This is a genomic window from uncultured Roseobacter sp. (assembly GCF_947488185.1).
In the GTDB taxonomy this organism is placed as follows: domain Bacteria; phylum Pseudomonadota; class Alphaproteobacteria; order Rhodobacterales; family Rhodobacteraceae; genus Roseobacter.
Genome location: NZ_CANKYM010000004.1, coordinates 277902 through 299656, shown reverse-complemented (window position 1 = coordinate 299656; position 21755 = coordinate 277902). Strand labels below are relative to the sequence as shown.

Below are 21755 nucleotides of genomic sequence, written 5' to 3'. Positions count from 1 at the left end.
TTGATCAGGGATCCGGCATCGCCGCAAAACGCTCCACAAGCCGGGCAACCGGATCCCCATACCCTTGATAATTTGCGCTCTGGCGCAGCTCTGCATAGCCTTTGAAGTACGTCCAGAAGGATGAAACTTCGAGATCGAAATAGGCGCGCAGCACCTCCGCGTTGCAAAGCTCCGACGCAATGCAGATTTCCATCTGCGCAAAGAACAGCATCAACCGGTCGATATCGCGCTCAATCTGCCTGTCTTGTGGCGCGCTGCTGTCCCGTAAAGCAGCCGTCCACGCACGACCCAGGTTGGCTTGCGCATCGGGTAACGCCTCTGGCGATAAAACCTGTAACTGTGCCTTTAACGTGGGCTCTGTGACTTTGCTCTCAACAAATTCCTGAACAGACGTATATCGCTGGACATTCGTTTCTGCTTGCCAATCCCGCACGATCTCAAGCGAGCGCTCGCGCCGGTTGTCTTCATTGGCGTTGGAATACTCGATCACCCCGAGGATGGCAGCGGCCGCTACGCCCAGACTGGCCGCGATACGCATCAACTGCTCTGCACGCGTCAGGAGGGTCGAACGCTCTGGGTTATCTTTGCCCGGTTCGATCGGACGGCGGGTCGGCGGTGCATGCCCCTCTTCATCGACGTCGCGGTCATTGGCGCCCTCAACATCGACATCAAGGTCGGGCGCAGGCTCCGCCAACACCTCGTTCATCATCTCGTGCGAGAGGGTCTTGCGGGACTTACCGCGCTTCGCAGTCACGCCGGACCTCAAAGGTTTTGATCGGATCAGGCGACCAGGTTGCGGTCTGCAGCTCAGACGCAAGGCAGCGCAAACCGGCGGCATCCATCAGAAAACTCAGATCGGGTTTCTTCTCACCGGGACTGACCCCCGGCAGGGTCGATGTTCCACGGGTAGCCGTTTCCACACCATCGCAGGAAGCCAGGTTGATTAACTGGGCGGGCAGGTTCGCTTCCAGCATCTGGTTGATCTCCACATCGACGCGCTGCAGGTAGCATTCCGCCAGCTCCGATGTCAGTGTGACCTCCGCCGAACAGTAGTCACAGGCCAGCACGGGTGCCCCTAACCCGACCGCAAGTGGCAAAACATATCGCATTTTGAGCATCTGAACCCCCATCAGATTCCTGCGATCATCTTTTCAGGTGTCAGTGCGCATTTCAAGAAATCCCGTCAGCGCCTGTTGAGTTTCTTCCTTCAAGGCGATTCTGGCAGCGCATTGAACTCTCTGACCAACCAGTCAAAAACCAACCGCACCCGTCTGCTGGAATTCACTTCGCGGTGCGCCACCAGCCAAACATCAAACGCAAATGCGTCAAACCATGGCATAGCTCGGCGCACCAACCGGTCGGCATCACCCACGCGCGACAGCATCGCCCCGATACCCAGACCTTGCCGAACCATCTGCCACTGCGCCAAATGCGATGCGGTGCGCACCGGGAATTGGTGTTCCGACAGTCGCAACCCCCGCGCGTTCAGGGCCTCGATAAACTGGTTGTTCTCATCAAAGCCCAAAAAGATCGCCGTCGACATCGCCTCCGGCCCATCAAAGGGTCCATTTTGGTCAAGATAGTCACCGCTCGCATAGAGATGCGCAGTTTCAGAGGGTAGTTTGCGCGCAATAAGCTGTGGGTCTGTCGGACGTACCGTTCGGATCGCGATATCCGCCTCGCGACGCCGCAAATCCCGCAGATGGTTCGTGGCGACAACTTCAACCTCGATACCCGGATGTTGCTGCCGCAAACGCACTATCATCGCGGGCAGGACATAGGCCGACGCCACCTCTGTCGCGGTAATCCGCACGGTGCCCTCTACCGAGGTCGACTGCCCCGATGCGGTCATCGAAACATGGCTGGCCGCGTCCCCCATCGCCCGCACGTGATCCACCAGCTCCAACCCGTTCGCGGTGAGCTTCAGGCTGCGACCAACCCGGTCGAACAACAACACACCCAACTCTTCCTCCAGCGCCGAGACCTGCCGACCCAGCGTCGGTTGCGTCATTCCCAACGCCCGTGCAGCCGCCGAAAGCGACCCCTCCTCCGCGGTGATCAAAAAAGCCCGCGCGTGGTTCCAGTCAAACTTCATAGAGCGCCAATCCATGCAAAAATGCATATCAGGAAAGCGCATTTGGTCAATTTATTTACGATCCATGCAGATGTAAGACAGTGCCATCTCTACTCAAAGGTGAACATCTATGACCTATGCCCCTCCGCCCCCTCTATCCAACGCAGGCGAATCGCGTTTTTGGGACCGCGTTGCGCAGGGCTATGCCAAACGCCCGGTTGCAGATCAGGCGACCTATGAACGCAAGCTGGCCATCACCCGGTCTTTCCTGACCCGCGACATGGACCTGCTCGAATTCGGGTGCGGCACCGGCACAACCGCGCTGATCCACGCGCCTTATGTCAACCACGTTCTGGCTTTTGATTTCTCTGCCGAAATGATCTCTATTGCCGAGCGGAAAGCGCAGGATCAGAGCATCGAAAACGTCTCCTTCGTGCAGAACCGGATCGAGGATTTCGAACCGCCGGACAATCGCTATGACGCGGTGCTGGCGATGAGTATTCTGCACCTTCTCAAAGACCCGCGCGCAGCCATTGCCAAGAGTTTCGACATGTTGAAACCGGGCGGGATGATGTTTTCGAGTACCGTTTGCCTCGGTGACGGGATGAGATGGTTCAAACCGATTGCCGTTGTTGGCAGGGCGCTAAAGCTGCTGCCGCATGTCCTCTTTGTGACCAGCTCGGAGTTGGAAGAGATGGTCAGGGACGCCGGGTTCGAAATCGAGCAATCCTGGCGCCCCGGCCCGCGCAAGGGCATCTTCATCGTCGCGCGCAAACCCGGCTGACACGCCCGCGATCAGCAATTTCTTGACGGGTGGGTCCGTTTGATCTTAGCGTTTGAGCAGGACTGTACATCACTGTCCAGAACGCAACGATCATCGGGAGGATCTGCCATGAAGTCGCACTATCGCGTTGTCGTGATCGGAGGCGGCGTTGTCGGCGCCTCCGTGCTCTATCATCTGGCCAAGATGGGTTGGTCCGACGTCTGCCTGATCGAGCGCTCCGTGCTGACCGCGGGTTCCAGCTGGCACGCGGCGGGTGGCATTCACGCCCTGAACGCGGACCCGAATATCGCCCAGCTTCAGGCCTATACCATCGACCTTCTCAGCGAGATCGAAGCCGAAAGCGGTCAGAACATCGGCCTGCACATGACCGGCGGCTTGACCATGGCGGGCACACCCGACCGCTGGGAGTGGCTGCAATCGGCCTACCGCACCTTCCAGTCCATCGGCATCGAGGATTGCCGCCTCGTCACCGTCGAAGAGGCCATGGAGCTCAACCCGATCATGTCCGGTGACGGGCTCTTGGGCGGCATGTGGGCGGACCGCGAGGGCTACATCGACACCACGGGCACCGTGCACGCCTATGCCGGTGCGGCCAGGAAACGCGGCGCAGAGGTGATCGAACACAACCGCGTGCTGGAGCTGAACCAGACGCTGCAAGGCTGGGAGGTCGTCACCGAAAAGGGCACCGTGACCTGCGAACATGTGGTCAATGCCGCCGGCCTCTGGGCCAAGCAGGTCGGACGCATGGCGGGGATCGAACTGCCGGTCTCGCCATTGAACCACCACTACCTGATCTCCGACACGATCCCGCAGCTGGAAGACATCGACTTTGAGGTGCCGATGACTGTGGATCTGGAAGGCTTCACCTATCTGCGGCAGGACCAGAAAGGCGTGCTGCTGGGCATCTACGAGATCAACCACCAACACTGGATGATGGACGGCGCGCCTTGGGAGTATGGCTTCGAGCTGCAGCAGGAAGACCCGGACCGCATCGAGCATGAGCTGACCCTGGGCTTCGAACGTTACCCCTGCCTGCAGGAGGTCGGTGTGAAGACCTGGGTCAACGGCGCCTTCACCTTCTCGCCCGATGGCAACCCGCTGGTCGGCCCCGTGCCCGGCAAACGCGGCTATTGGTCCGCCTGCGCGGTCATGGCGGGTTTCCTGCAAGGGGGCGGCGTCGGCAAGAGCCTTGCCGAATGGATGATCCACGACGCGCCCGAGGCCGATGTCTACGGCATGGACGTCGCCCGCTACGGCGTCTGGGCCGAGAACAAGCAGTACATCAAGGAGACCACGGGCCAGTTCTACACCCGCCGCTTCGTGATGACCTATCCCAACGAGCAACTGCCCGCGGGCCGCCCGCTGAAAACCGCAGGCGCTTATGCGGATATGACCGCCGCGGGCTGCCAGTGGGGCCAAAGCTGGGATCTGGAGGTGCCGCTCTACTTCGCCGAGCCAGGATTCGAGGAGACCCCTTCCCTGAAACGCTCGAACGCACACCTGATCGTGGCCAATGAATGTCACGCAGTGCGCAATGGTGTCGGGTTGCTCGACATCACCGGCTTTTCCCGCTTCGAGGTCACGGGGCCGAATGCCGAAAAATGGCTCGATCGGGTCATGGCGTCGAAATTGCCCAAACCAGGCCGCGCAAAGCTCGCTCCGATGCTGGCCGAAGACGGGCGCCTGAAAGGCGATCTGACCGTCTTCAACTGGGGTGACGGAACCTGGTGGATCATGGGCAGCTACTATTTGCGCGCCTGGCACATGCGGTGGTTCAATGACCATATGGAAGATGGGGTGACTGTCCGAGATCTCGGTGACGAGATGGGCGGCTTTTCCCTCTCCGGCCCGGCCTCGACCAAGGTGATCGAGAAATTGACCGATGGTGCGGTCGGCGATCTGCCCTTCATGGGCTGCAGTTCGTTCGACATCGGTCTTCTGCGCTGCAAGGTCGGGCGGCTGTCGGTCACGGGTGAACTGGGGTACGAAATTCACTGCCGGGCAGGCGATCATGCCGCCCTGCGCCGCATCCTCCTCGAGGCTGGCGAAGCCGAAGGTATCCGCGAGGTCGGCTTCAATGCGCTGCTGAGCCTGCGGATCGAGAAGAGCTTCGGCATCTGGAACGCGGAATTCACTCAAGGTTACACGCCGGGCATGACCCGCATGGACCGTTGGATAGACTGGAGCAAGGACTTTGTCGGCAAATCCGCCGCCTTAGCCGAGCGGGACGGAAACGGTCCCGCACAAATCCAGGTCACGCTGGAGATTGACGCTGAGGATGCGGATGCCAGTGGCTATGAGCCGATCTGGGCAGGCGAGGAGAAGATCGGCTTCGTCACCTCCGGCGCCTATGGCCACACCACCGGCAAATCGCTTGCGATGGCGCTGGTGAACACCGAACATGCCAAACCGGACACCGCGCTCAGCGTGCATGTGGTGGGGGTGGAACGTGCAGCAAAGGTGATCCCGCCCTCGCCCTATGACCCCCAGGGCAAGGTCATGCGGGCATGACCCTCGCCGAGAACAGCGGGCGACGGCGGACGCGCCGGGGCGGCGGCGCGCCGCCCGCAAAGCGCACCGTCGACTACCGCAATTTGCGCAACCCCTTCCCGCCTATGTCGGTCTTCTCGGATGACCGGATCGAGGCGATCCACGACAGCGCGCTCGACGTGCTCGAACGCCTGGGTGTCAAAGTCCTGCTGCCCGCCGCGCGCAAAGCATACAAGGCGGGCGGCGCGACGGTGCATGACGAAACAGAAATGGTGCACATCGGGCGCGAGATGGTCGAAGCGGCGCTCACAACCGCCCCACGGTCGATCCCCGTGCGCGGGGCCGTGCATGATCGTGACATCACGCTGGAGCTTGGAAACCTTGTGTTCCAACCCGGCGCGGGCGCGCCCCATGCCACCGATCTGGAACGTGGGCGCCGGCCCGGCAAGGAACGCGACTTCCGTGAACTCGTGCAACTGACACAACACTTCGACGTGCTGCACATGGTGCCGCCCCTGATCGAACCGCAGGATGTGCCGATGCACCTGCGCCACTACGCAACGCTCGACGCGCAGCTATCCCTATCGGACAAGGTGCCCTTCATCTTCTCGCGCGGCACACCGCAGGTGACGCAAAGCTTTGAGATGCTCCGCGACTTCCGCGGTCTGTCAGACGACGCGTTCACCGCGGAAAGCCACTGTTACACCATCATCAACACCAATTCGCCCCGCACCCTCGATATCCCCATGGCGCAGGGCCTTATGGATTTCGCCAAGGCCGGCCAAGTCAGCATCGTGACCCCCTTCACCCTTATGGGTGCAATGGCGCCCATCACGGTGGCCGGTGCGATGACGCTCAGCCATGCCGAAGCCCTTGCTGCGATCACCCTGACGCAGCTTGTCCGCCCCGGCGCGCCGGTCTGCTATGGCACCTTCACCTCGAACGTCGACATGAAATCCGGCGCACCTGCCTTTGGTACGCCCGAGCACTTCAAGGCCAGCCTTGCCGCCGGGCAGCTGGCGCGCAAAATTGGCCTGCCCTGGCGCTGCGCCTCTGGCTCGGCGGCGAACCTCGGCGACGTGCAGGCGGCCAATGAAACGCAATTTGGCACATGGGGCTGTCTGCTCGCCGGTACGACGGTTGTGATCCACGCCGCCGGTTGGCTTGAAGGGGGTTTGACCGTATCCTACGAAAAGCTGATTACCGATCTGGAAGTCCTTCAAATGGTTGCAGAGCTTTGCACGGAAACACCAGCGGACGTCGCCGATATCGGTCTGGAAGCGCTGGAAGAAGTGCAACCGGGCGGGCATTTCTTTGGTGCAGCCCATACGATGGAGCGATACCAGACCGCCTTCTACGAACCCCTGATCGGGGACCTTTCGAATTTTGGCACATGGCAGGAGCGCGGAGGCAAGGATGCGACAACCCGCGCAACCGATATGTGGAAACAGATTGTGGCAGAGGCTGCCAGACCGCGCGTGGATGAAACCGCCCTCGGCCACCTGCGCGACAACATCCGCCGGAAATCCGCTGCGGGCGGTGCGCCACCGGAAAGCTAAAACATGAACGCCCCGCGAAAACCCGGCCCGCCCCCGGACGTCTCCGAGACTGAAGCCCCCCTCGTAGGCAATATCAAGGTGACCCGGCAGGACTGGCTGGACGCGGCGTTGGAAGCGTTGCTGGCTCATGGCGTGGAGGGTGTGAAAGTTCAGCTCATCGGGGAGAAACTGCAGGTCTCCCGCTCCAGCTTCTACTGGTACTTCAAATCGCGGCAGGATTTGCTGGATGCCCTGCTTGACCACTGGCAGAAAACCAACACCGCCGCCCTTGTGGCCAAGGCGCAGGCCCCAGCAACCACCATCACCGAAGCCGTCGGCAATGTCTTTCGCTGCGTGATCAACCCCGCGCTGTTCAGCACGCGGCTCGATTTTGCCATACGGGACTGGGCACGCCGCGCACCGCGCGTGCGCGAGGTCTTGCATGCCTCCGAAGCCGAGCGGCTGGAGGCGTTGCGCGCGATGTTCGCCCGGTTCGGATATCCCGATCTGGAAGCCGTCGCGCGGGCGCGCATCCTCTACTACATGCAGATCGGGTACGACGACGCGCAATTGAATGAACCGATGGAAGCGCGCAGCCGCCTGGTGTCCAGCTATCTGCTTGGATTCACCGGGCAAGAGCCGCTTGCCGAAGAAGTGGACGCTCTCATCACTTATGCGCGTGACCTTGAATCGGGCAGAGCGCCGGAATAATCTTCGCGATCACTGGAATTTGCAGGTGCGTTTGCGCGCTGAAGTGGTATTTGACTGCTGCAGGACTTACCTAAGTCCCGGTCCTATCGCCTGCGTCAGGCACAGAAAGCATATCCATGATGACAAACCCGTTTCCGAATCTGCTGCGTTCTTTGCTTGTGACCGGTGCCATCGTGGCGACCGGCAGCACGGTGGCCGCGCAAGGCGGGCCTGCCACCGTTGGCGTCGAGACGGTAGAAATGCAATCCATCGCGGAAACGGTGCCCCTCTTTGCCGAGGTGGTCACCTCCCGCGAAGGGACCGTAGCCAGCCGTATCGCAGGGACCGTTGAAAAAGTTCATGTGCTCGCAGGAGTTACCGTAACCGAAGGGGATATCCTCGCCGAACTGGATACCGAGCTTCTGGAAATTCTCGCACGTCAGGCAGATGCAGGATTGTCCGAAACGCGGGCTGGCATCGTAACGGCCAAATCCCGTGTTGACCGCACGACAAAAGCGCTGGCGCGGATTGAAGGTCTGCGCGGCACCACCTCCTTCTCATCCAGCCGTTTCGACGAGGCCCAAAGTGATTTCTTCGAGGCTCAGGGACAGTTGGCCGAGGCCGAGGCACGGGTCCAGACCGCCGAGGCCAATGCGGCCGAGACCCGCTATCAGCTGGACCGCGCCCGCATCACCGCGCCGTTTTCCGGAATCGTGCTAGAGGTCAACACCAACCCCGGCGAATTCATCAGTTCCGGCGCGCCGGTCGTGTCGCTGCTGGACACACAATCTTTTGAAATCGAAGCCAGCGTACCTTCAAAATACATCCGCGTGCTGGAGCCCGGACTTGAGGTCAGCGGCATCACCGAGGCCGGTGAGGAGCTTGCCCTGACGGTACGGGTGCTGCTGCCGGTCGAAGACACCGCAACCCGGACACGACCGGTACGCTTTTCCTCACCGCTTCTGATTGACATGAAAACCGTCGCGATCGGGCAATCGATCACCGTGTCCATCCCGATCAGTGAACCGCGCGAGGTCCTGTCCGTGCCCAAGGATGCGCTTGTCCAGGCGCGCGGTGGCTGGACCGTCTTCGTTGCTGCGGACGGACAGGCGCAACCGCGCACGGTGGAAATCGGCGTCGCACTGGGGGACCGGTTCGAAGTGCTGGGCGGTCTGCAGGAGGGCGAGGTTGTCGTCACCCGCGGCAATGAGCGTCTGCGCCCCGGGCAAGCCATCGCGCCCATGGGCGCCAGTAACGGAGGCTGATATGGATTTCATCCGGTTCGCCATCGATCGCCCCGTCGCCGTCATGGCCGCAGTCGTGATGGCCGTGCTGTTCGGTGTCATCGCGGTCACCCGTATTCCGATCCAACTGGCGCCTGACGTCCGCAAACCCATCGTCGTGATCAGCACGAACTGGCCCGGCGCCGCCCCCTCAGAGATCGAACGGGAAATCATCAACCGGCAGGAAGAGGCCTTGCGCGGGCTGGAGGGGCTTGACGTCATGACCTCGCGCGCGCAAACTGGCGAGGCATCGGTGACGCTGGAATTCGGCATTGGCACGGATATGAGCCAATCGCTTCTGCTTGTCTCGAACCGTCTGGATCGGGTGGGGGATTATCCCGATGAGGCGGGCGAGCCGTCGCTGGACACCTCTGGATCAGATGACAGCCCGATTGCCTGGGTCCTGCTGACCGCGCAGGAGGGCAACACCCAATCCATGCCGACCTATGGCGATTTTGTCGAAGACATCATCAAGGACCGGGTCGAGCGGATCGAAGGTGTTTCTGCGGTGAATGTCTTTGGCGGGGTGACCCGCGAATTGCAGGTCGTGGTCGATCCGAGGCAATTGGCCCGGTTTGACCTGACGGTGCCGGACGTGGTGAACATCCTGCGCAACGAAAACATTTCCCTCTCCGCCGGGGATGTCGAAGAGGGCAAACGCCGCTACGTGGTCCGCGCCGAGGGCAACCTCAACACGGTCGCCGCCATCGAAGAAGTTGTACTGCGCTCCGAGCTTGGCAATGGCGGGTCGGGTCGCGTGCGGGTCGGTGATGTGGCAAAGGTCGGTTTTGCCTATCAGGAACCCGGGGCCCGGTTGCGTTTCCGCGGGGAGCCCGGTCTGGCCTTTAACATCGTGCGCGAACCCGGCGCCAATGTTATCGAGACCATGGAATCCGTGCGCGCGGTGCTGGCCGAACTGGACGAAGGCCCCGTCTCGGATGCCGGGCTGCAGATGCGTCAGGTCTATGATGAAACCGTGTACATCAACGGGGCCATCGATCTGGTGACACAGAACATCTGGATCGGTGGCGCGCTGGCCGCTGCGGTCCTGCTCGCCTTTCTGCGCAGTCCTCGCGCCACGCTTGTGGTGTCACTGGCCATCCCGGTCAGTATCGTAGCCACCTTCGTCGCTATGGCCGCCACCGGGCGCACGCTGAACGTGATCTCGCTGGCCGGGATTGCCTTTGCCGTGGGCATGATCGTCGATGCGGCCATCGTTGTGCTGGAAAACATCTACCGCTTGCGTGAACAGGGGCTGACGCGCCGCGAGGCGGCTTACAAGGGCGCCAAACAGGTCTGGGGCGCGATCCTCGTCTCCGCCCTGACCACCGTGCTGGTCTTCATCCCGATCCTGATCATGCAGCTCGAAGCCGGTCAGCTCTTTCGTGATATCGCCGTTGCGATTTCGGTCTCCGTGCTCCTGTCGCTCGTCGTTGCAGTCACGGTCATTCCCGCCCTTGCCAGCCGCCTGCTGAAACAGGGCGAACAGGTCACCATGAAAATCTGGGGGCTCGATCATCTGGCCCATGGGTTCCACAGGCTGGTGATGCGTTACGTGCGCATGACGGTGCGGTTCCGGGCCATTGGTCTGATGATGGTGGCCGCCATTGCGGGTGGTGCGGCCATTGCCAGCGTCATCTTTTTGCCGCGCTTGGAATACCTGCCGGAAGGCAATCGAAACCTGGTATTTGGCCTGATCATTCCGCCGCCCGGGTATAACCTCGACACGACACAGACAATCGCGCAGCGGATCGAAGACGTGGCCCGCCCGCTCTGGGAAGCAGCCCCCGCGCCCCAGATGGAAGACGGCACGCCGACGATCGAGAATTTCTTCTTCGTGGCAACGCCGGGCAACAGCTTTGTCGGGGCCGCCGCCGTTGACGGCACCCGCGCGGGCGAGCTTATCCCGGTCCTGTCGACGCCGATATTCGCGGAGCCCGGCACCTTTGGATTCATGACGCAACCCTCGCTTTTTGGGCGCGGTGTTGGCGGCGGGCGCACCATTGAGCTGAACATCTCCGGGCAGGATCTGGAAGAAATTCTGGCCGTCGCCGGTCAAGCGGCAGGCACAATCGCAGGCCTGCTCCCGCGCTCCGAAGGCCATCAGTTCCGTCCGATCCCGGGGTTGGAGCTTGGCGCCCCCGAGGTTCGGCTGGTGCCCAACCGGCTGCGGCTGGCCGATGCCGGGCTCAGCGCGTCTGACCTTGCCCTGACGGTTGATGCCTTCAACGACGGGCTGCGCGTGGCTGAGATCACGGTCGGAGCGGAGCGCTTGAACCTGATGCTGAAAGGCGATCCGGGCCTGCAGGTTGCCCAGCGTACACAGGACATCGGCAACTACCCGGTCGTGACACCCTCGGGGCAGATCGTACCGGTCACCGCACTGGCCGATGTTGTCGTCACCGCCGGTCCGACAGAGATCAGGCACCGCGACCGGTTGCGCACCGTGACGCTGGAAGTGCGCCCCTCGGACGCCATGCCGCTGGAGGCGGCGGTGGAGCTGCTGGAAACCGAGGTCGTCTCGGTTCTGGAAGAGCAGGGGTTACCCAACGGCATCCGCGTCAGCGTTTCCGGCACCGCCGATCAGCTCAGCCAGACCTGGGATGCCATCCAGATCAACCTCGCCGTGGCGCTGATCATCGTCTTTCTGGTTATGGCGATCCTCTTTGAGAGTTTCGTTCTGCCGCTGGTGATCCTGATCTCCGTGCCGGTCGCTGCAGCCGGCGGGGTTGGTGGGCTCGCCCTGCTGAACACCTTCCAGAACCAGCCCCTGGATATGCTGACACTGCTGGGTTTCATCATTCTGGTCGGGATCGTGGTGAATAACGCGATCCTGATCGTGCACCAGACGCTCTACCACCTCCGCGATGAAGGCATGGCCCCCATTGCCGCCATCGAAGAAGCCACAAGCAACCGCATCCGGCCGATCTTCATGTCGACGCTGACCTCGGTCTTCGGGATGTTGCCGCTGGTGCTTATCCCGGGCGAAGGGTCAGAGCTTTACCGTGGCCTTGGTGCCGTGGTTGTCGGGGGACTGTCGATGTCCGCCTTCCTGACACTGCTCACGGTGCCGCCGCTCCTGCGTCTTTGCGTGCGGGCACCGCGCCCGGATGAAGAGGCTGCTCTGACCGGACGGCCCGCCGAATAGTACTATTTTCGCCAGTGAAAGGGCACGATGATCAAGGCGCCGATGGAAGAGGCAATCGCGTTTAGACCGGGGCTAGAAAAGCCAAAGCCGAACATCAGCCGAATGAAGTAAAACAGAAACGCACCGCCCACGCAGATGATGATGCTCTGCAGATAGCCGTTGTGGGTAAATCCGGTTTTTTCGCAGAGATAGCCGACAATCCCGGCAATCACGACGGTGCCGATCAGCGTTGGAAACATCGCGCCTTCTCCCTCAAAGCTGCTTTCCCGCAGCCATTGGCCAACCATGCAGGAAGTCCTGCGCATCCTGCACAGCTTTGCCCGCGCGCTGCAAGCGGGTGAGTTCGACGGCCCCGTCCTGACAGACAATCCGCAGTGGGTCCAGAAGAACGGTACCGGGCGAGCCCTGCCCGTCGGCAAGACGCGCGCCGAGCAGTTTGATGCGCGTATCGCCATCCATGATCCAGGCACCCGGAAACGGGGACAGCCCCCGGATCAGGCGATCCACATGCTCTGCGGGCTGGTGCCAGTCCACACGGGCTTCGGATTTGTCGATCTTGTCGGCATATGTCACTCCGGTTTCGGGCTGAGGCTGAGGGACCAACTGGCCGATCTGCGCCAGCGCGTCCACAACCAGCGCAGCCCCCACCGCACTGAGCCGGTCATGCAACGTAGCCGTGGTCTCCTCCTCACCGATTTCTGTAGTGTCCCGCAACAGCACAGGCCCCGTGTCCAATCCAGCTTCCATTTGCATGATACAAACACCTGTCTCCGCGTCGCCGGACATAATCGCACGGTGGACCGGCGCAGCACCGCGCCATCTTGGCAAAAGACTGGCGTGAATGTTTAGGCACCCCAGTTTCGGCATATCGAGAATAGCCTGTGGCAAGATCAATCCATAGGCGACGACAACCGCCACATCCGCATGGAATGCCCGAAATACGTCCTGCGCGTCTGCATCTTTCAGAGAGACCGGCGTCAGCACGGGCAATCCCAACTCCAGCGCACGTTTGTGCACAGGGCCGGGACGCTCTTTCTTGCCACGCCCGGATGGCCGAGGTGGCTGCGCATAGACGCAGGCGATCTCGTGTCCCGCCGCCACCAGGGCATCAAGGACGGGCACCGAAAATTCAGGTGTCCCCATAAAGATCACGCGCATGTTCCATCTCCTGCAAAAGGTGGCCTGAAAGCCCACCCTACCTGCCACCACATGCCTTTGCTCCCAACAGGTAAGGTGGGCTTTCAGGCCACCTTAGTTCCTTAGCTTGCGGGCTCTACGCAGCAGCATGTCACGTTTGACCTTGCTTAGATGGTCAAAGTACATGCGTCCCTGCAAATGATCGATCTGATGCTGCACGCTTGTCGCTTCCAGTCCAACGAAATCACGCCGGACGTAAAGCCCGGTCTCATCCATAAACCGCACCGCAACCCCTCTGGGCCGCGAGATCGTGGCAGAGACCCCCGGCAGATTTGGGCTGGCTTCCTCATGCAGGTTCATGATGGCCGAGGCGTCCAGTATTTCCGGATTGGCCATCCGAATGCGCCGATCTCTGGCATCCGAGGCATCCACCACGGCGACCTGAAGCATGACCCCGATCTGCGGGGCCGCAAGCCCGATCCCCGGCATTGCATCCATCGTCTCGATCATGTCGTCCCACAAGGTCCGAATGTCGTCTTTAACTTCGTCAATAGCGGCGGCTTTGGTCCGCAATCGGGCATCGGGCCATTTCACGAACGCCCGCAGGGTCATGACAGAGTGTCCGCATAATCGGCTTCTACGGACGCGCGTGCCGCCTCCGTCAGATGGTCCAACGTCACGATGCCATTCAGATGATCCAGTTCGTGTTGTACACAGGCAGCCGCAAACCCGGAAAACATGCGCCGCTGCGCCTTTCCAGCCAGATCAGTCCAGCGCAGCGTGACCTCAGCAGGTCGGGACACTTCCACCGCGACACCAGGGATGGACAGGCAACCTTCGCCTTGAACGGCTTGCGTTTTGCTACAGGTCTCGATCTCTGGGTTGATGAAGACCATCGGCGCAGGTGAGCCTTCTTTCCATTCCGTATCCATAACGAATATTCTTTGCATGGCGCCAACCTGCGGGCCTGCCAACCCGCGCCCCGGCGCGTCATACATCGTCTCCAGCATATCGGTGGCCAAGGTTTCAATTTCCGGTGTGATTGCCGCGATCCGGGCACAGAGCTCTGTCAAGCGCGTGTCCGGCCAAAGCACAATGTCGCGCATCGTCATGCGCGGGCCAGTTCCCGCTTCATCTTGACCATTTTACGCGTGATCATCTGCCGCTTTAGCGGCTTGAGGTAGTCGATGAAAAGCTTGCCATCCAAATGATCAATCTCGTGCTGCGCGCAGGTGGCCCAAAGGCCATCAAACGTCTCTTGCATCTCCTTGCCGTTCTGGTCGATCCAGCGTACCTCGACCTCCGCCGGGCGCGTGACATCAGCAAACTGTTCCGGGATTGACAGGCAACCCTCTTCGTAGACGTTCATCTCGTCCGAGGAGGAAACGATTTCCGGGTTGAACATGATCAGCGGTCGCGGGCGCTCATTCTCGCCTTTTACGCAATCCAGCACCACAAGCCGCTGCAGAATACCCACCTGCGGCGCCGCGAGCCCAACACCGGGCGCATCGTACATCGTTTCCAGCATGTCATCGGCCAATGCACGCAAATCATCGCTCAGATCAGCGACGGGGGCTGCCTGTTTTTTCAGCCGTGGGTCAGGATGTAACAGAATATTTCTCTTCATGGGTTTCATGTAAGCCAGCATCACAGCGGCTGCAACACACGCGGGCTTGCGGCGCGCGAAATTCCCGCTAGCTTGCGGCAGGTAACAAGGAGATCCTGATGAGCCTCGACACCCCCCATGACGCCCGGTTCGATACCCTGATTGATCGGCGCGGCACCGATTGCTGCAAGTGGGACAGCATGCAGCAAACATACGGGGTTTCGGCCGATCAGGGTCTTGCCATGTGGGTCGCCGATATGGATTTCCGGCCCCCGGACTGCGTCCAGCACGCACTGCAGGGCATGATTGATCACGGCGTGTACGGATATTACGGCAGCGAAGACAGCTATCGCGAAACCATCCAGTGGTGGATGCAGGAACGCCATGGGTGGCAGATTGAGAAGAACTGGATTTTCAACACCCACGGGCTGGTGAATGGCACGGGACTGTGCATTGACGCCTTTACCGAACCGGGTGATGGCGTGATCCTTTTTACCCCCGTCTACCACGCCTTTGCCCGCGTCATCGATGCCGCTGAACGTAAGATCGTGGAATGCCCGCTGGTTCAAGTGGATGGCCAGTACCAGATGGATTTTGACGCCTATGACGCCCAGATGACTGGCGCAGAAAAGATGATCATCCTGTGTTCTCCGCATAATCCGGGCGGACGGGTCTGGACGCGGGAAGAGCTGCAACAGCTGGCGGATTTCGCCCTTCGCCACGACCTGATCCTCGTCTCCGACGAAATCCACCATGATCTCGTGATGCCCGGACATTCCCACATACCTGCAGCCCTTATCGATGGGATCACCGACCGTCTGATCATGATGACAGCGACGAGCAAGACCTTTAACCTCGCAGGTCACCACACGGGCAATGTGATCATTGAAGACCCAGACCTGCGCGCCACCTTTTCCCGTCGTCTATCGGCTCTCGGTCTCTCGGCAAACTCCTTCGGGTTGATGATGGCGAAAGCCGCCTATTCTCCGGAGGGTGCGGCATGGGTCGAAGACCTGAACCAATACCTTGACGGCAACCGCCGGCTTTTCGACGCAGCAGTAAACGCGATCCCCGGTCTGTCCTCCATGTCCCTCGAAAGCACTTATCTTGCGTGGGTGGATTTCAAAGACACCGGGATGGAAACCACTGAGATCATTCGGCGTGTGCAGGAAGATGCGCAAATCGCGGCCAACCACGGGTCCAGCTTTGGCACAGGCGGCGAAAGCTTCATGCGCTTCAATCTCGGCACGCCCCGGTCGCGCGTCAAAGAAGCCTGCGAACGCCTCGCAACCGCCTTCGGCGACCTTCAATAGGCAGGTTCAGCGGGCGTCTTCGATCAGACCGACGGGGGCGTCCTCACTAATCTCGAAATCCACGGCGGGTTTTTCCGACACGGCCGTGGCGCGTTTGAACTCGTAGCGCCGCTCACCCTCTTCATCATAGCTGGCGATGATCAGGCACTGAAAAAGGTGCAGACTGCCATCATAGAGATCTACAAATCCGCGCAGGCCCGGTGTCTCCGCTTCCAGCGCAAAACCGGTCTTCCACATGCGCAGCACCGGCAGGATGTCACCGTCCACATTTACCCGCAGCCGCGATGACCGTTTCAATGCGTCCACCCGCGCCTGATCCAGACCAGCTTGAATTTCCTTGGAAAAAGTCGATTCCATATCGTTACGTCCTACATCGCCCCCAGCCACCACATGATGGACTCATCAGCTAAAAATCAAGTTAAGTTTTTATGTCAGCCCCTCTGTCCTGTGCGCGGATGCAGGGGGGCTGCGCGCGGTGTGCTCTGTGATGTGCGAAGGGCCTGCCTTAGGATTCACCCCGGAGCAATAGGAGTTTGAAGATGGGGCTTTTGGTCGACGGAGTATGGCACGATCGCTGGTACGATACGAAGTCTTCGGGGGGCCGCTTTAAACGGGCCGACGCGCAGTTTCGCAACTGGATCACGGCGGACGGTGCCCCGGGGCCCAGCGGCACGGGAGGTTTCACTCCCGATTCCGGGCGCTATCACCTATATGTCAGCTACGCTTGCCCCTGGGCGCACCGGACCCTCGTTTTCCGCAAACTCAAAGCCTTGGAAGAGCATATCTCTGTCTCCGTGGTGCATCCTGACATGCTGAGCGATGGCTGGACCTTCGAGGCGGACAATTCGGGCGCCACGGGTGACACGCTCTACAACCTCCCTTTTGCACGTGACCTTTACACCAAGGCTGACCCGGTCTTTTCCGGTCGGGTCACGGTGCCGATCCTCTGGGACAAGTCACGCGAAACCATCGTGTCCAATGAGAGCTCTGAGATCATCCGCATGTTCAACGGAGCGTTCAACGGCCTGACGGGCAACACCGATGACTTCTGGCCAGAGGCGCTGCGCGATGCCATCGCCCCGGTCAACGATCGTATCTACGACACGGTCAACAACGGCGTCTACAAAGCCGGATTTGCCACAACACAAGCGGCCTATGACGCTGCGGTGACACCGCTTTTCGACACGCTGGACTGGCTGGAAACGCGCCTGTCGGACACGCGCTACCTGATGGGAGACCGGCAGACGGAGGCCGACTGGCGGCTCTTCACAACGCTGGTGCGCTTTGACCCGGTGTACCACCTGCATTTCAAGTGCAATCGAAAGCGGCTGATCGACTACCCAAACCTCTGGGCCTATACCCGTGATCTCTATCAGACACCCGGCGTGTCAAAGACCGTGAATTTCCAGCATATCATCCGGCACTACCACTACAGCCACGAAAGCATCAATCCGCACCGGATCGTGCCCATCGGCCCCGATCTGGATTTCATGGCACCGCATGGCCGCGGTTAGCCCTATGTGATTTTGGCATCGTCTCCGTGCGGTCAGGCCGCGCCGGAATGCTGGGTTGGCGCACCGTAGTGTTCGACCATCGCCGCGAGGTCTTCGGGAGGTGTCGCACTTTGCACGAAAGCGCAGGCATTTGTCGCGTGCGAGAAGATCGAGCCGTCCGAGAAGAACGAGGTGTTGGTGACGAAGATCACCTTTGCCTCGGGCAGCCGGTAGCTCGCATAATCCGCAACCGCCAGGGCGGATCCCTCATTCAGGACAAGGTCCATGATGATGATATCCGTTTCGTGTGTGCTCAGGTGGCCAATCGCCTCGGATTGCCCGGACGCGCTCGCGACATACATACCCATGCGCTCGAGATGTCTTTGCCAAATTTTAGCCAGATCGTTTTGGCTCTCAACAATCAGAACCTTCATCTGTCCTCCATTCCGGTAAGCTCCGGAATTGTTTCACACCGTAACATCTGTCGTGTGCCTCAAAGGTTAACAAACCATTAAACAATCAACGACATCTTTATCAATTCTGATCACACTTGAATAACCGGCCGGTTTCCGCTTTTAGCAACGGGCAAAGCTGCGGTTTTGCGCCACGTTTCTCGATTTTGGAGCATATTGTTGACGAAACGCGAACGCGATCATGGGGGCGGGCTGGATGCTGCAATTGCACGGTTTGGGGGCGAACGAATCGGCTGGATCGACCTGTCGACGGGGATCAATGCGCATCCCTACCCGCTCAAGACACTGCCTGCAGACTGCTGGACAGCCCTGCCGGACAAAAACGCCCTTGCCGATCTGATTGCTGCCGCCCGCGCCTTTTGGCAGGTACCGGAAGGTGTCGGGCTGATGGCGGCATCCGGGGCATCCGCGCTGATCGCGCAGATCCCGCAACTGGTCCCTGCCAGCAGCGTCTGCATCCCTGGACCGACGTATAATGAACACGCCGCGGCCTTTAGCACTTCGGGCTGGCAGGTCACGGACACCCCGCCCGCACGTTCGCAGGTCGTCGTGCACCCCAACAACCCCGATGGCAAGACATGGACGGCGGAGACATTACCCTGCCCTGATGCGGCGCTTACCATCATCGATGAAAGCTTTTGCGACGTGGCACCGATGCAATCGCTGATCGCCCTTACCGCGCGACCCGGTACGCTGGTCCTCAAGAGCTTTGGTAAATTCTGGGGGCTGGCGGGTCTGCGCCTCGGCTTCATTGCAGGTGATCCCGCTCTCATTGCACGTCTGAATGATGCCGTGGGACCTTGGGCCGTGTCAGGGCCCGCCCTGCATGTGGGCGCGGCTGCGCTGGCCGATGTGGAGTGGGCGCGAGACACCAGGGCGCGCCTGGCCGAAGACGCCGCACGACTGGACGCGCAGATGCAGATTGCAGGGGCGCGGATGCTGGGTGGCACCACCCTCTTCCGGCTTTACGAGGTAGACGACGCCGCCGCATGGCAAACCCGGCTTGCCTACCACAGGATCTGGAGCCGCGTCTTTCCATACAATCCACGTTGGCTGCGCCTCGGTCTGCCACATGCGTTGCACTGGCCGCGGTTTGCGGCGGCGCTTGCATGAGCACTGCAGCCGTCCTGATCTGTGCGTTGTGCCTCGACGCCGTCCTGGGCGAACCCCGCTGGCTCTGGGACCGCGTCCCGCATCCGGCTGTTCTGATGGGGCGGTTCGTTGGTTTTCTGGACCAACGATTTAACACCGGGCGCAACAAACGCCGCAACGGTATCCTGTGCACGATGGCCCTCGTGATTGTGGGGGGCGTGTTGGGGTACCTGCTCAGCACGGCGGGCGCGCTGGTCGAGATCATCATTGCCGCCATGCTCCTTGCGCAAAAATCCCTCGTGCAACATGTGGCCGCCGTCGCGGACGGGTTGCGGATGTCGCTCCGCGAGGGGCAACGCATGGTCGCCCGCATCGTCAGCCGCGATACCAGCGTGATGGACGAAACCTTGGTCGCCCGCGCGGCGCTCGAAAGTGCGGCGGAAAACCTCTCTGACGGGGTCATCGCGCCCGCCTTTTGGTTCCTGATCGCCGGATTGCCGGGGCTGGTGGTCTATAAACTGATCAACACCGCAGACAGCATGATCGGCTACCGGACCCCGCGCCACGAAGCGTTCGGCTGGGCCGCGGCGCGGCTTGACGATGTGCTGAACCTGATCCCTGCCCGGCTTACCGCAGCGCTGCTGGCCCTGCCCGCCCGCTGCTTTGACCTCGCAGGCATCCGCGCAGACGCGGGTCGCCATCGCTCTCCCAACGCTGGATGGCCAGAAGCGGCGCTTTCCCGCGCGCTTGGCGTCGCACTGGCCGGACCCCGCGCCTACGACGGCCAGATGCAGGATTTTCCTTATGTTAACCCTGACGGCCGCAGTATCCTCACACCGGTAGACATAGACGCCGGTATCGCAATGCTGTGGAAAGCATGGGCCGGGTTCCTCGCGCTCTGTGTTCTGCTCGTTTTGATGTGACCTGATCGCGGAGATTTATGATGCGCCTTCCCCTTCTTGCCCTTTGTCTGTCTGCCCTGCCCTTTGCCGCCCAGGCCTGTGGCGGATCGTTTGGCGCATTTGTTAACGACCTCAAGGCCGAGGCGCTTGCGAAGGGGCACGGTAAATCCGCCGTTGAGCAGTTCTTTTCGGGTGTGCGGCAGGATTCGAGGGTCATCAAGGCAGACCGCGCCCAGGGCGTTTTCCAGCGCCCGTTTCTCGATTTCTCCAAGCGCTTGATTTCCGCGGATCGCCTGAAACGCGGCCAGAGCAATGCCCGGAAGTATGATGCGATCTTTGATCAGGTCGAACGAAGATATGGCGTAGACCGCGGTGTTTTGCTGGCCTTCTGGGCGTTTGAGACGGATTATGGTGGCTTTCAGGGGGATTTCAACACCGCCAACGCCCTGGTCACGCTCTCGCACGACTGTCGCAGGCCCGAACTCTTCCGACCGCAGGTCTTTGCCGCATTGGAGCTTTTTGAACAGGGCGCCTTCGATCCCCGTACCACCACAGGGGCCTGGGCCGGGGAAATCGGCATGGTACAGATGCTGCCAAGGGATATCCTTGAAAATGGCGTCGATGGCGATGGAGACGGTAAGGTTTCATTAAAAACCTCACCCGCCGACGCCCTGATGTCTGGTGGCAAGATGCTGCAAAGCCTCGGCTGGCGTGCGGGTGAGCCGTGGCTGCAGGAAGTGCAGGTCCCGGCCCAGTTCGACTGGTCCCAAAGCGGGCTGAATGTGGTCAAATCCGCTGCCGATTGGGAAGCAATTGGGGTCCGGGCCCGGCAAGGCGGCTTGCAACGGGGGCTCAAGGCGTCTTTGATCCTGCCGCAGGGCCATAAGGGCCCTGCCTTTATCGCATACCCCAATTTCCGCGTTTATTTCGAATGGAATCAAAGCTTTACCTATGTTCTGACCGCCGCCTACTTTGGCACGCGGTTGCAGGGCGCGCCGGTCTATGACGCCGGATCGCCAGAGCAGGGGCTAGACGGCGCGCAAACCAAGGAGCTACAGCGCAAGCTGCAGGCGCGGGGCCACAATGTGGGGAAGGTCGATGGCATTCTGGGCGCGCGCACCCGCGCAGCGGTTCAAGCGGAGCAGAAAAGGCTAGGCCTGCCGGCTGATGCCTGGCCCACGCCGACCCTGCTTGCGCGGCTTTGACGTGCTCGCCGTTTACCTCTTTTTAGCGGCAAATCTCTAATTTCTCAGGCGAAACATACATTCAGGTTTGTTTTTACCTTTGACCCTGCGTGCCCCTGTGCCGCAGGGTCGTCTCTATTCCGCGGCGCGCGGGCGTAGAGGAAAACGTTCGCCCTTCTCGGTCAGCATCACGATACGGGTGCCGCTCTCCACGTAGCGGTCACACCGCGCGAAACCATTGCGATAGTCGATACACACCGTGCCATCAGGTTCCACGCGGTACCGGCCAAAGGCGGATTCGCCACTGGCGTAGGTATAGGAATAGGCGCCGCCGGATGAAAACTTCGATTGGCCTTCATCGAAGAACACAAGCGTCTGCCCTTCCGTCAACGCCATAACCTCTGCATGATCGAGCGCCCGGTCGCCATCGCGAAACTGCCAATCCTGCGCAAGGACGGCCATGGGACAGATGAGCAATACGGTCAAAAAGAGAAATCTTTTCATCCTGTCACTCTATCTTTGAATGCAAAAGACCCAAGACACGATCG

The 21755-nt window shown here is 60.7% G+C and carries 22 protein-coding genes; 11 read left to right on the top strand and 11 right to left on the bottom strand.

All coding sequences use genetic code 11. The annotated features are described in order from the left end of the window. Positions 1-4: 4 nt before the first annotated feature. The 3 genes from Q1A52_RS17170 to Q1A52_RS17160 all read right to left on the bottom strand — a co-directional run bounded on the left by Q1A52_RS17170 (position 5) and on the right by Q1A52_RS17160 (position 2110). A complete protein-coding gene (locus Q1A52_RS17170; RefSeq protein WP_300018112.1) occupies positions 5-754 on the bottom strand; it encodes a hypothetical protein in 750 nt (249 codons plus the stop codon). After that, a complete protein-coding gene (locus Q1A52_RS17165) occupies positions 735-1118 on the bottom strand; it encodes a hypothetical protein (protein ID WP_300018109.1) in 384 nt (127 codons plus the stop codon). The genes Q1A52_RS17170 and Q1A52_RS17165 overlap by 20 nt, the downstream gene beginning before the upstream one ends. An 89-nt stretch (positions 1119-1207) precedes the next feature. Continuing rightward, entirely contained in the window at positions 1208-2110 is a 903-nt protein-coding gene (locus Q1A52_RS17160; RefSeq protein WP_300018106.1) for a LysR family transcriptional regulator, read from the bottom strand. Between the two features lie 94 nt (positions 2111-2204). On the opposite strand from Q1A52_RS17160, the gene Q1A52_RS17155 reads away from it, so the two are divergent. The 6 genes from Q1A52_RS17155 to Q1A52_RS17130 all read left to right on the top strand — a co-directional run bounded on the left by Q1A52_RS17155 (position 2205) and on the right by Q1A52_RS17130 (position 12007). Continuing rightward, entirely contained in the window at positions 2205-2858 is a 654-nt protein-coding gene (locus Q1A52_RS17155) for a bifunctional 2-polyprenyl-6-hydroxyphenol methylase/3-demethylubiquinol 3-O-methyltransferase UbiG (RefSeq protein WP_300018103.1), read from the top strand. Between the two features lie 108 nt (positions 2859-2966). After that, positions 2967-5369 carry an FAD-dependent oxidoreductase gene (locus Q1A52_RS17150; protein ID WP_300018100.1) on the top strand — a complete coding sequence of 801 codons (2403 nt, stop codon included), beginning with the start codon at positions 2967-2969 and terminating at the stop codon, positions 5367-5369. Next, positions 5366-6907, top strand: a complete 1542-nt coding sequence (locus Q1A52_RS17145) for a trimethylamine methyltransferase family protein (protein WP_300018097.1) — start codon at positions 5366-5368, stop codon at positions 6905-6907. The genes Q1A52_RS17150 and Q1A52_RS17145 overlap by 4 nt, the downstream gene beginning before the upstream one ends. A gap of 3 nt (positions 6908-6910) precedes the next feature. Continuing rightward, positions 6911-7597, top strand: coding sequence for a TetR/AcrR family transcriptional regulator (locus tag Q1A52_RS17140; RefSeq protein WP_300018094.1), 687 nt, complete (start codon positions 6911-6913; stop codon positions 7595-7597). A gap of 119 nt (positions 7598-7716) precedes the next feature. Then, entirely contained in the window at positions 7717-8841 is a 1125-nt protein-coding gene (locus Q1A52_RS17135; protein WP_300018091.1) for an efflux RND transporter periplasmic adaptor subunit, read from the top strand. A 1-nt stretch (position 8842) separates the two neighbouring features. Further along, on the top strand, positions 8843-12007 hold the full coding sequence (locus Q1A52_RS17130; protein ID WP_300018088.1) for an efflux RND transporter permease subunit: 3165 nt from the start codon (positions 8843-8845) through the stop codon (positions 12005-12007). A gap of 2 nt (positions 12008-12009) precedes the next feature. Here the strand turns inward: Q1A52_RS17130 and Q1A52_RS17125 are convergent, their stop codons facing one another. The 5 genes from Q1A52_RS17125 to def (Q1A52_RS17105) form a co-directional block, all read right to left on the bottom strand. After that, on the bottom strand, positions 12010-12246 hold the full coding sequence (locus Q1A52_RS17125; protein WP_195821803.1) for a hypothetical protein: 237 nt from the start codon (positions 12244-12246) through the stop codon (positions 12010-12012). Positions 12247-12259: 13 nt separating this feature from the next. Continuing rightward, positions 12260-13165, bottom strand: a complete 906-nt coding sequence (fmt, locus tag Q1A52_RS17120) for a methionyl-tRNA formyltransferase (protein ID WP_300018085.1) — start codon at positions 13163-13165, stop codon at positions 12260-12262. 93 nt (positions 13166-13258) lie between these two features. After that, positions 13259-13756: a peptide deformylase gene (def, locus tag Q1A52_RS17115; RefSeq protein ID WP_300018082.1), complete on the bottom strand. Its 498-nt coding sequence runs from the start codon at positions 13754-13756 to the stop codon at positions 13259-13261. Then, positions 13753-14256: a peptide deformylase gene (def, locus tag Q1A52_RS17110; RefSeq protein ID WP_300018079.1), complete on the bottom strand. Its 504-nt coding sequence runs from the start codon at positions 14254-14256 to the stop codon at positions 13753-13755. The genes def (Q1A52_RS17115) and def (Q1A52_RS17110) overlap by 4 nt, the downstream gene beginning before the upstream one ends. Continuing rightward, positions 14253-14771 carry a peptide deformylase gene (gene def / locus Q1A52_RS17105; RefSeq protein ID WP_300018076.1) on the bottom strand — a complete coding sequence of 173 codons (519 nt, stop codon included), beginning with the start codon at positions 14769-14771 and terminating at the stop codon, positions 14253-14255. Before def (Q1A52_RS17105) ends, def (Q1A52_RS17110) begins: the two co-directional genes overlap by 4 nt. A 98-nt stretch (positions 14772-14869) precedes the next feature. Between def (Q1A52_RS17105) and Q1A52_RS17100 the strand changes: the two genes are divergently transcribed. After that, a complete protein-coding gene (locus tag Q1A52_RS17100) occupies positions 14870-16063 on the top strand; it encodes a MalY/PatB family protein (RefSeq protein WP_300018073.1) in 1194 nt (397 codons plus the stop codon). A gap of 6 nt (positions 16064-16069) precedes the next feature. Here Q1A52_RS17100 and Q1A52_RS17095 read toward each other — a convergent pair whose 3' ends face one another. Next, positions 16070-16420 (bottom strand): hypothetical protein, encoded by a 351-nt coding sequence (locus Q1A52_RS17095; protein WP_300018070.1) that lies wholly within the window; start codon positions 16418-16420, stop codon positions 16070-16072. A gap of 182 nt (positions 16421-16602) precedes the next feature. On the opposite strand from Q1A52_RS17095, the gene Q1A52_RS17090 reads away from it, so the two are divergent. Beyond that, positions 16603-17577, top strand: a complete 975-nt coding sequence (locus Q1A52_RS17090) for a glutathione S-transferase family protein (protein WP_300018067.1) — start codon at positions 16603-16605, stop codon at positions 17575-17577. Between the two features lie 32 nt (positions 17578-17609). Here Q1A52_RS17090 and Q1A52_RS17085 read toward each other — a convergent pair whose 3' ends face one another. After that, a complete protein-coding gene (locus Q1A52_RS17085; RefSeq protein ID WP_300018064.1) occupies positions 17610-17990 on the bottom strand; it encodes a response regulator in 381 nt (126 codons plus the stop codon). A 198-nt stretch (positions 17991-18188) separates the two neighbouring features. On the opposite strand from Q1A52_RS17085, the gene Q1A52_RS17080 reads away from it, so the two are divergent. Genes Q1A52_RS17080 through Q1A52_RS17070 form a run of 3 tightly spaced genes read left to right on the top strand, consistent with a single transcriptional unit; the run spans position 18189 to position 21228 of the window. Next, positions 18189-19142, top strand: coding sequence for a threonine-phosphate decarboxylase (locus Q1A52_RS17080; RefSeq protein WP_300018061.1), 954 nt, complete (start codon positions 18189-18191; stop codon positions 19140-19142). Then, a complete protein-coding gene (gene cbiB / locus Q1A52_RS17075) occupies positions 19139-20044 on the top strand; it encodes an adenosylcobinamide-phosphate synthase CbiB (RefSeq protein WP_300018059.1) in 906 nt (301 codons plus the stop codon). The genes Q1A52_RS17080 and cbiB overlap by 4 nt, the downstream gene beginning before the upstream one ends. 17 nt (positions 20045-20061) lie before the next feature. Continuing rightward, on the top strand, positions 20062-21228 hold the full coding sequence (locus tag Q1A52_RS17070; protein ID WP_300018056.1) for a lytic murein transglycosylase: 1167 nt from the start codon (positions 20062-20064) through the stop codon (positions 21226-21228). Between the two features lie 114 nt (positions 21229-21342). On the opposite strand, the gene Q1A52_RS17065 is transcribed toward Q1A52_RS17070, so the two are convergent. Continuing rightward, positions 21343-21711 (bottom strand): hypothetical protein, encoded by a 369-nt coding sequence (locus Q1A52_RS17065; protein WP_300018053.1) that lies wholly within the window; start codon positions 21709-21711, stop codon positions 21343-21345. Positions 21712-21755 lie beyond the last annotated feature (44 nt).

Coding starts and splice junctions, on each gene's coding strand:
- Q1A52_RS17165 (WP_300018109.1), bottom strand. CDS start 1,118: ATGCTCAAAATGCGATATGTTTTGCCACTTGCGGTCGGGTTAGGGGCA.
- Q1A52_RS17160 (WP_300018106.1), bottom strand. CDS start 2,110: ATGGATTGGCGCTCTATGAAGTTTGACTGGAACCACGCGCGGGCTTTT.
- Q1A52_RS17155 (WP_300018103.1), top strand. CDS start 2,205: ATGACCTATGCCCCTCCGCCCCCTCTATCCAACGCAGGCGAATCGCGT.
- Q1A52_RS17150 (WP_300018100.1), top strand. CDS start 2,967: ATGAAGTCGCACTATCGCGTTGTCGTGATCGGAGGCGGCGTTGTCGGC.
- Q1A52_RS17145 (WP_300018097.1), top strand. CDS start 5,366: ATGACCCTCGCCGAGAACAGCGGGCGACGGCGGACGCGCCGGGGCGGC.
- Q1A52_RS17140 (WP_300018094.1), top strand. CDS start 6,911: ATGAACGCCCCGCGAAAACCCGGCCCGCCCCCGGACGTCTCCGAGACT.
- Q1A52_RS17135 (WP_300018091.1), top strand. CDS start 7,717: ATGACAAACCCGTTTCCGAATCTGCTGCGTTCTTTGCTTGTGACCGGT.
- Q1A52_RS17130 (WP_300018088.1), top strand. CDS start 8,843: ATGGATTTCATCCGGTTCGCCATCGATCGCCCCGTCGCCGTCATGGCC.
- Q1A52_RS17125 (WP_195821803.1), bottom strand. CDS start 12,246: ATGTTTCCAACGCTGATCGGCACCGTCGTGATTGCCGGGATTGTCGGC.
- fmt (WP_300018085.1), bottom strand. CDS start 13,165: ATGCGCGTGATCTTTATGGGGACACCTGAATTTTCGGTGCCCGTCCTT.
- def (WP_300018082.1), bottom strand. CDS start 13,756: ATGACCCTGCGGGCGTTCGTGAAATGGCCCGATGCCCGATTGCGGACC.
- def (WP_300018079.1), bottom strand. CDS start 14,256: ATGACGATGCGCGACATTGTGCTTTGGCCGGACACGCGCTTGACAGAG.
- def (WP_300018076.1), bottom strand. CDS start 14,771: ATGAAGAGAAATATTCTGTTACATCCTGACCCACGGCTGAAAAAACAG.
- Q1A52_RS17100 (WP_300018073.1), top strand. CDS start 14,870: ATGAGCCTCGACACCCCCCATGACGCCCGGTTCGATACCCTGATTGAT.
- Q1A52_RS17095 (WP_300018070.1), bottom strand. CDS start 16,420: ATGGAATCGACTTTTTCCAAGGAAATTCAAGCTGGTCTGGATCAGGCG.
- Q1A52_RS17090 (WP_300018067.1), top strand. CDS start 16,603: ATGGGGCTTTTGGTCGACGGAGTATGGCACGATCGCTGGTACGATACG.
- Q1A52_RS17085 (WP_300018064.1), bottom strand. CDS start 17,990: ATGAAGGTTCTGATTGTTGAGAGCCAAAACGATCTGGCTAAAATTTGG.
- cbiB (WP_300018059.1), top strand. CDS start 19,139: ATGAGCACTGCAGCCGTCCTGATCTGTGCGTTGTGCCTCGACGCCGTC.
- Q1A52_RS17070 (WP_300018056.1), top strand. CDS start 20,062: ATGATGCGCCTTCCCCTTCTTGCCCTTTGTCTGTCTGCCCTGCCCTTT.
- Q1A52_RS17065 (WP_300018053.1), bottom strand. CDS start 21,711: ATGAAAAGATTTCTCTTTTTGACCGTATTGCTCATCTGTCCCATGGCC.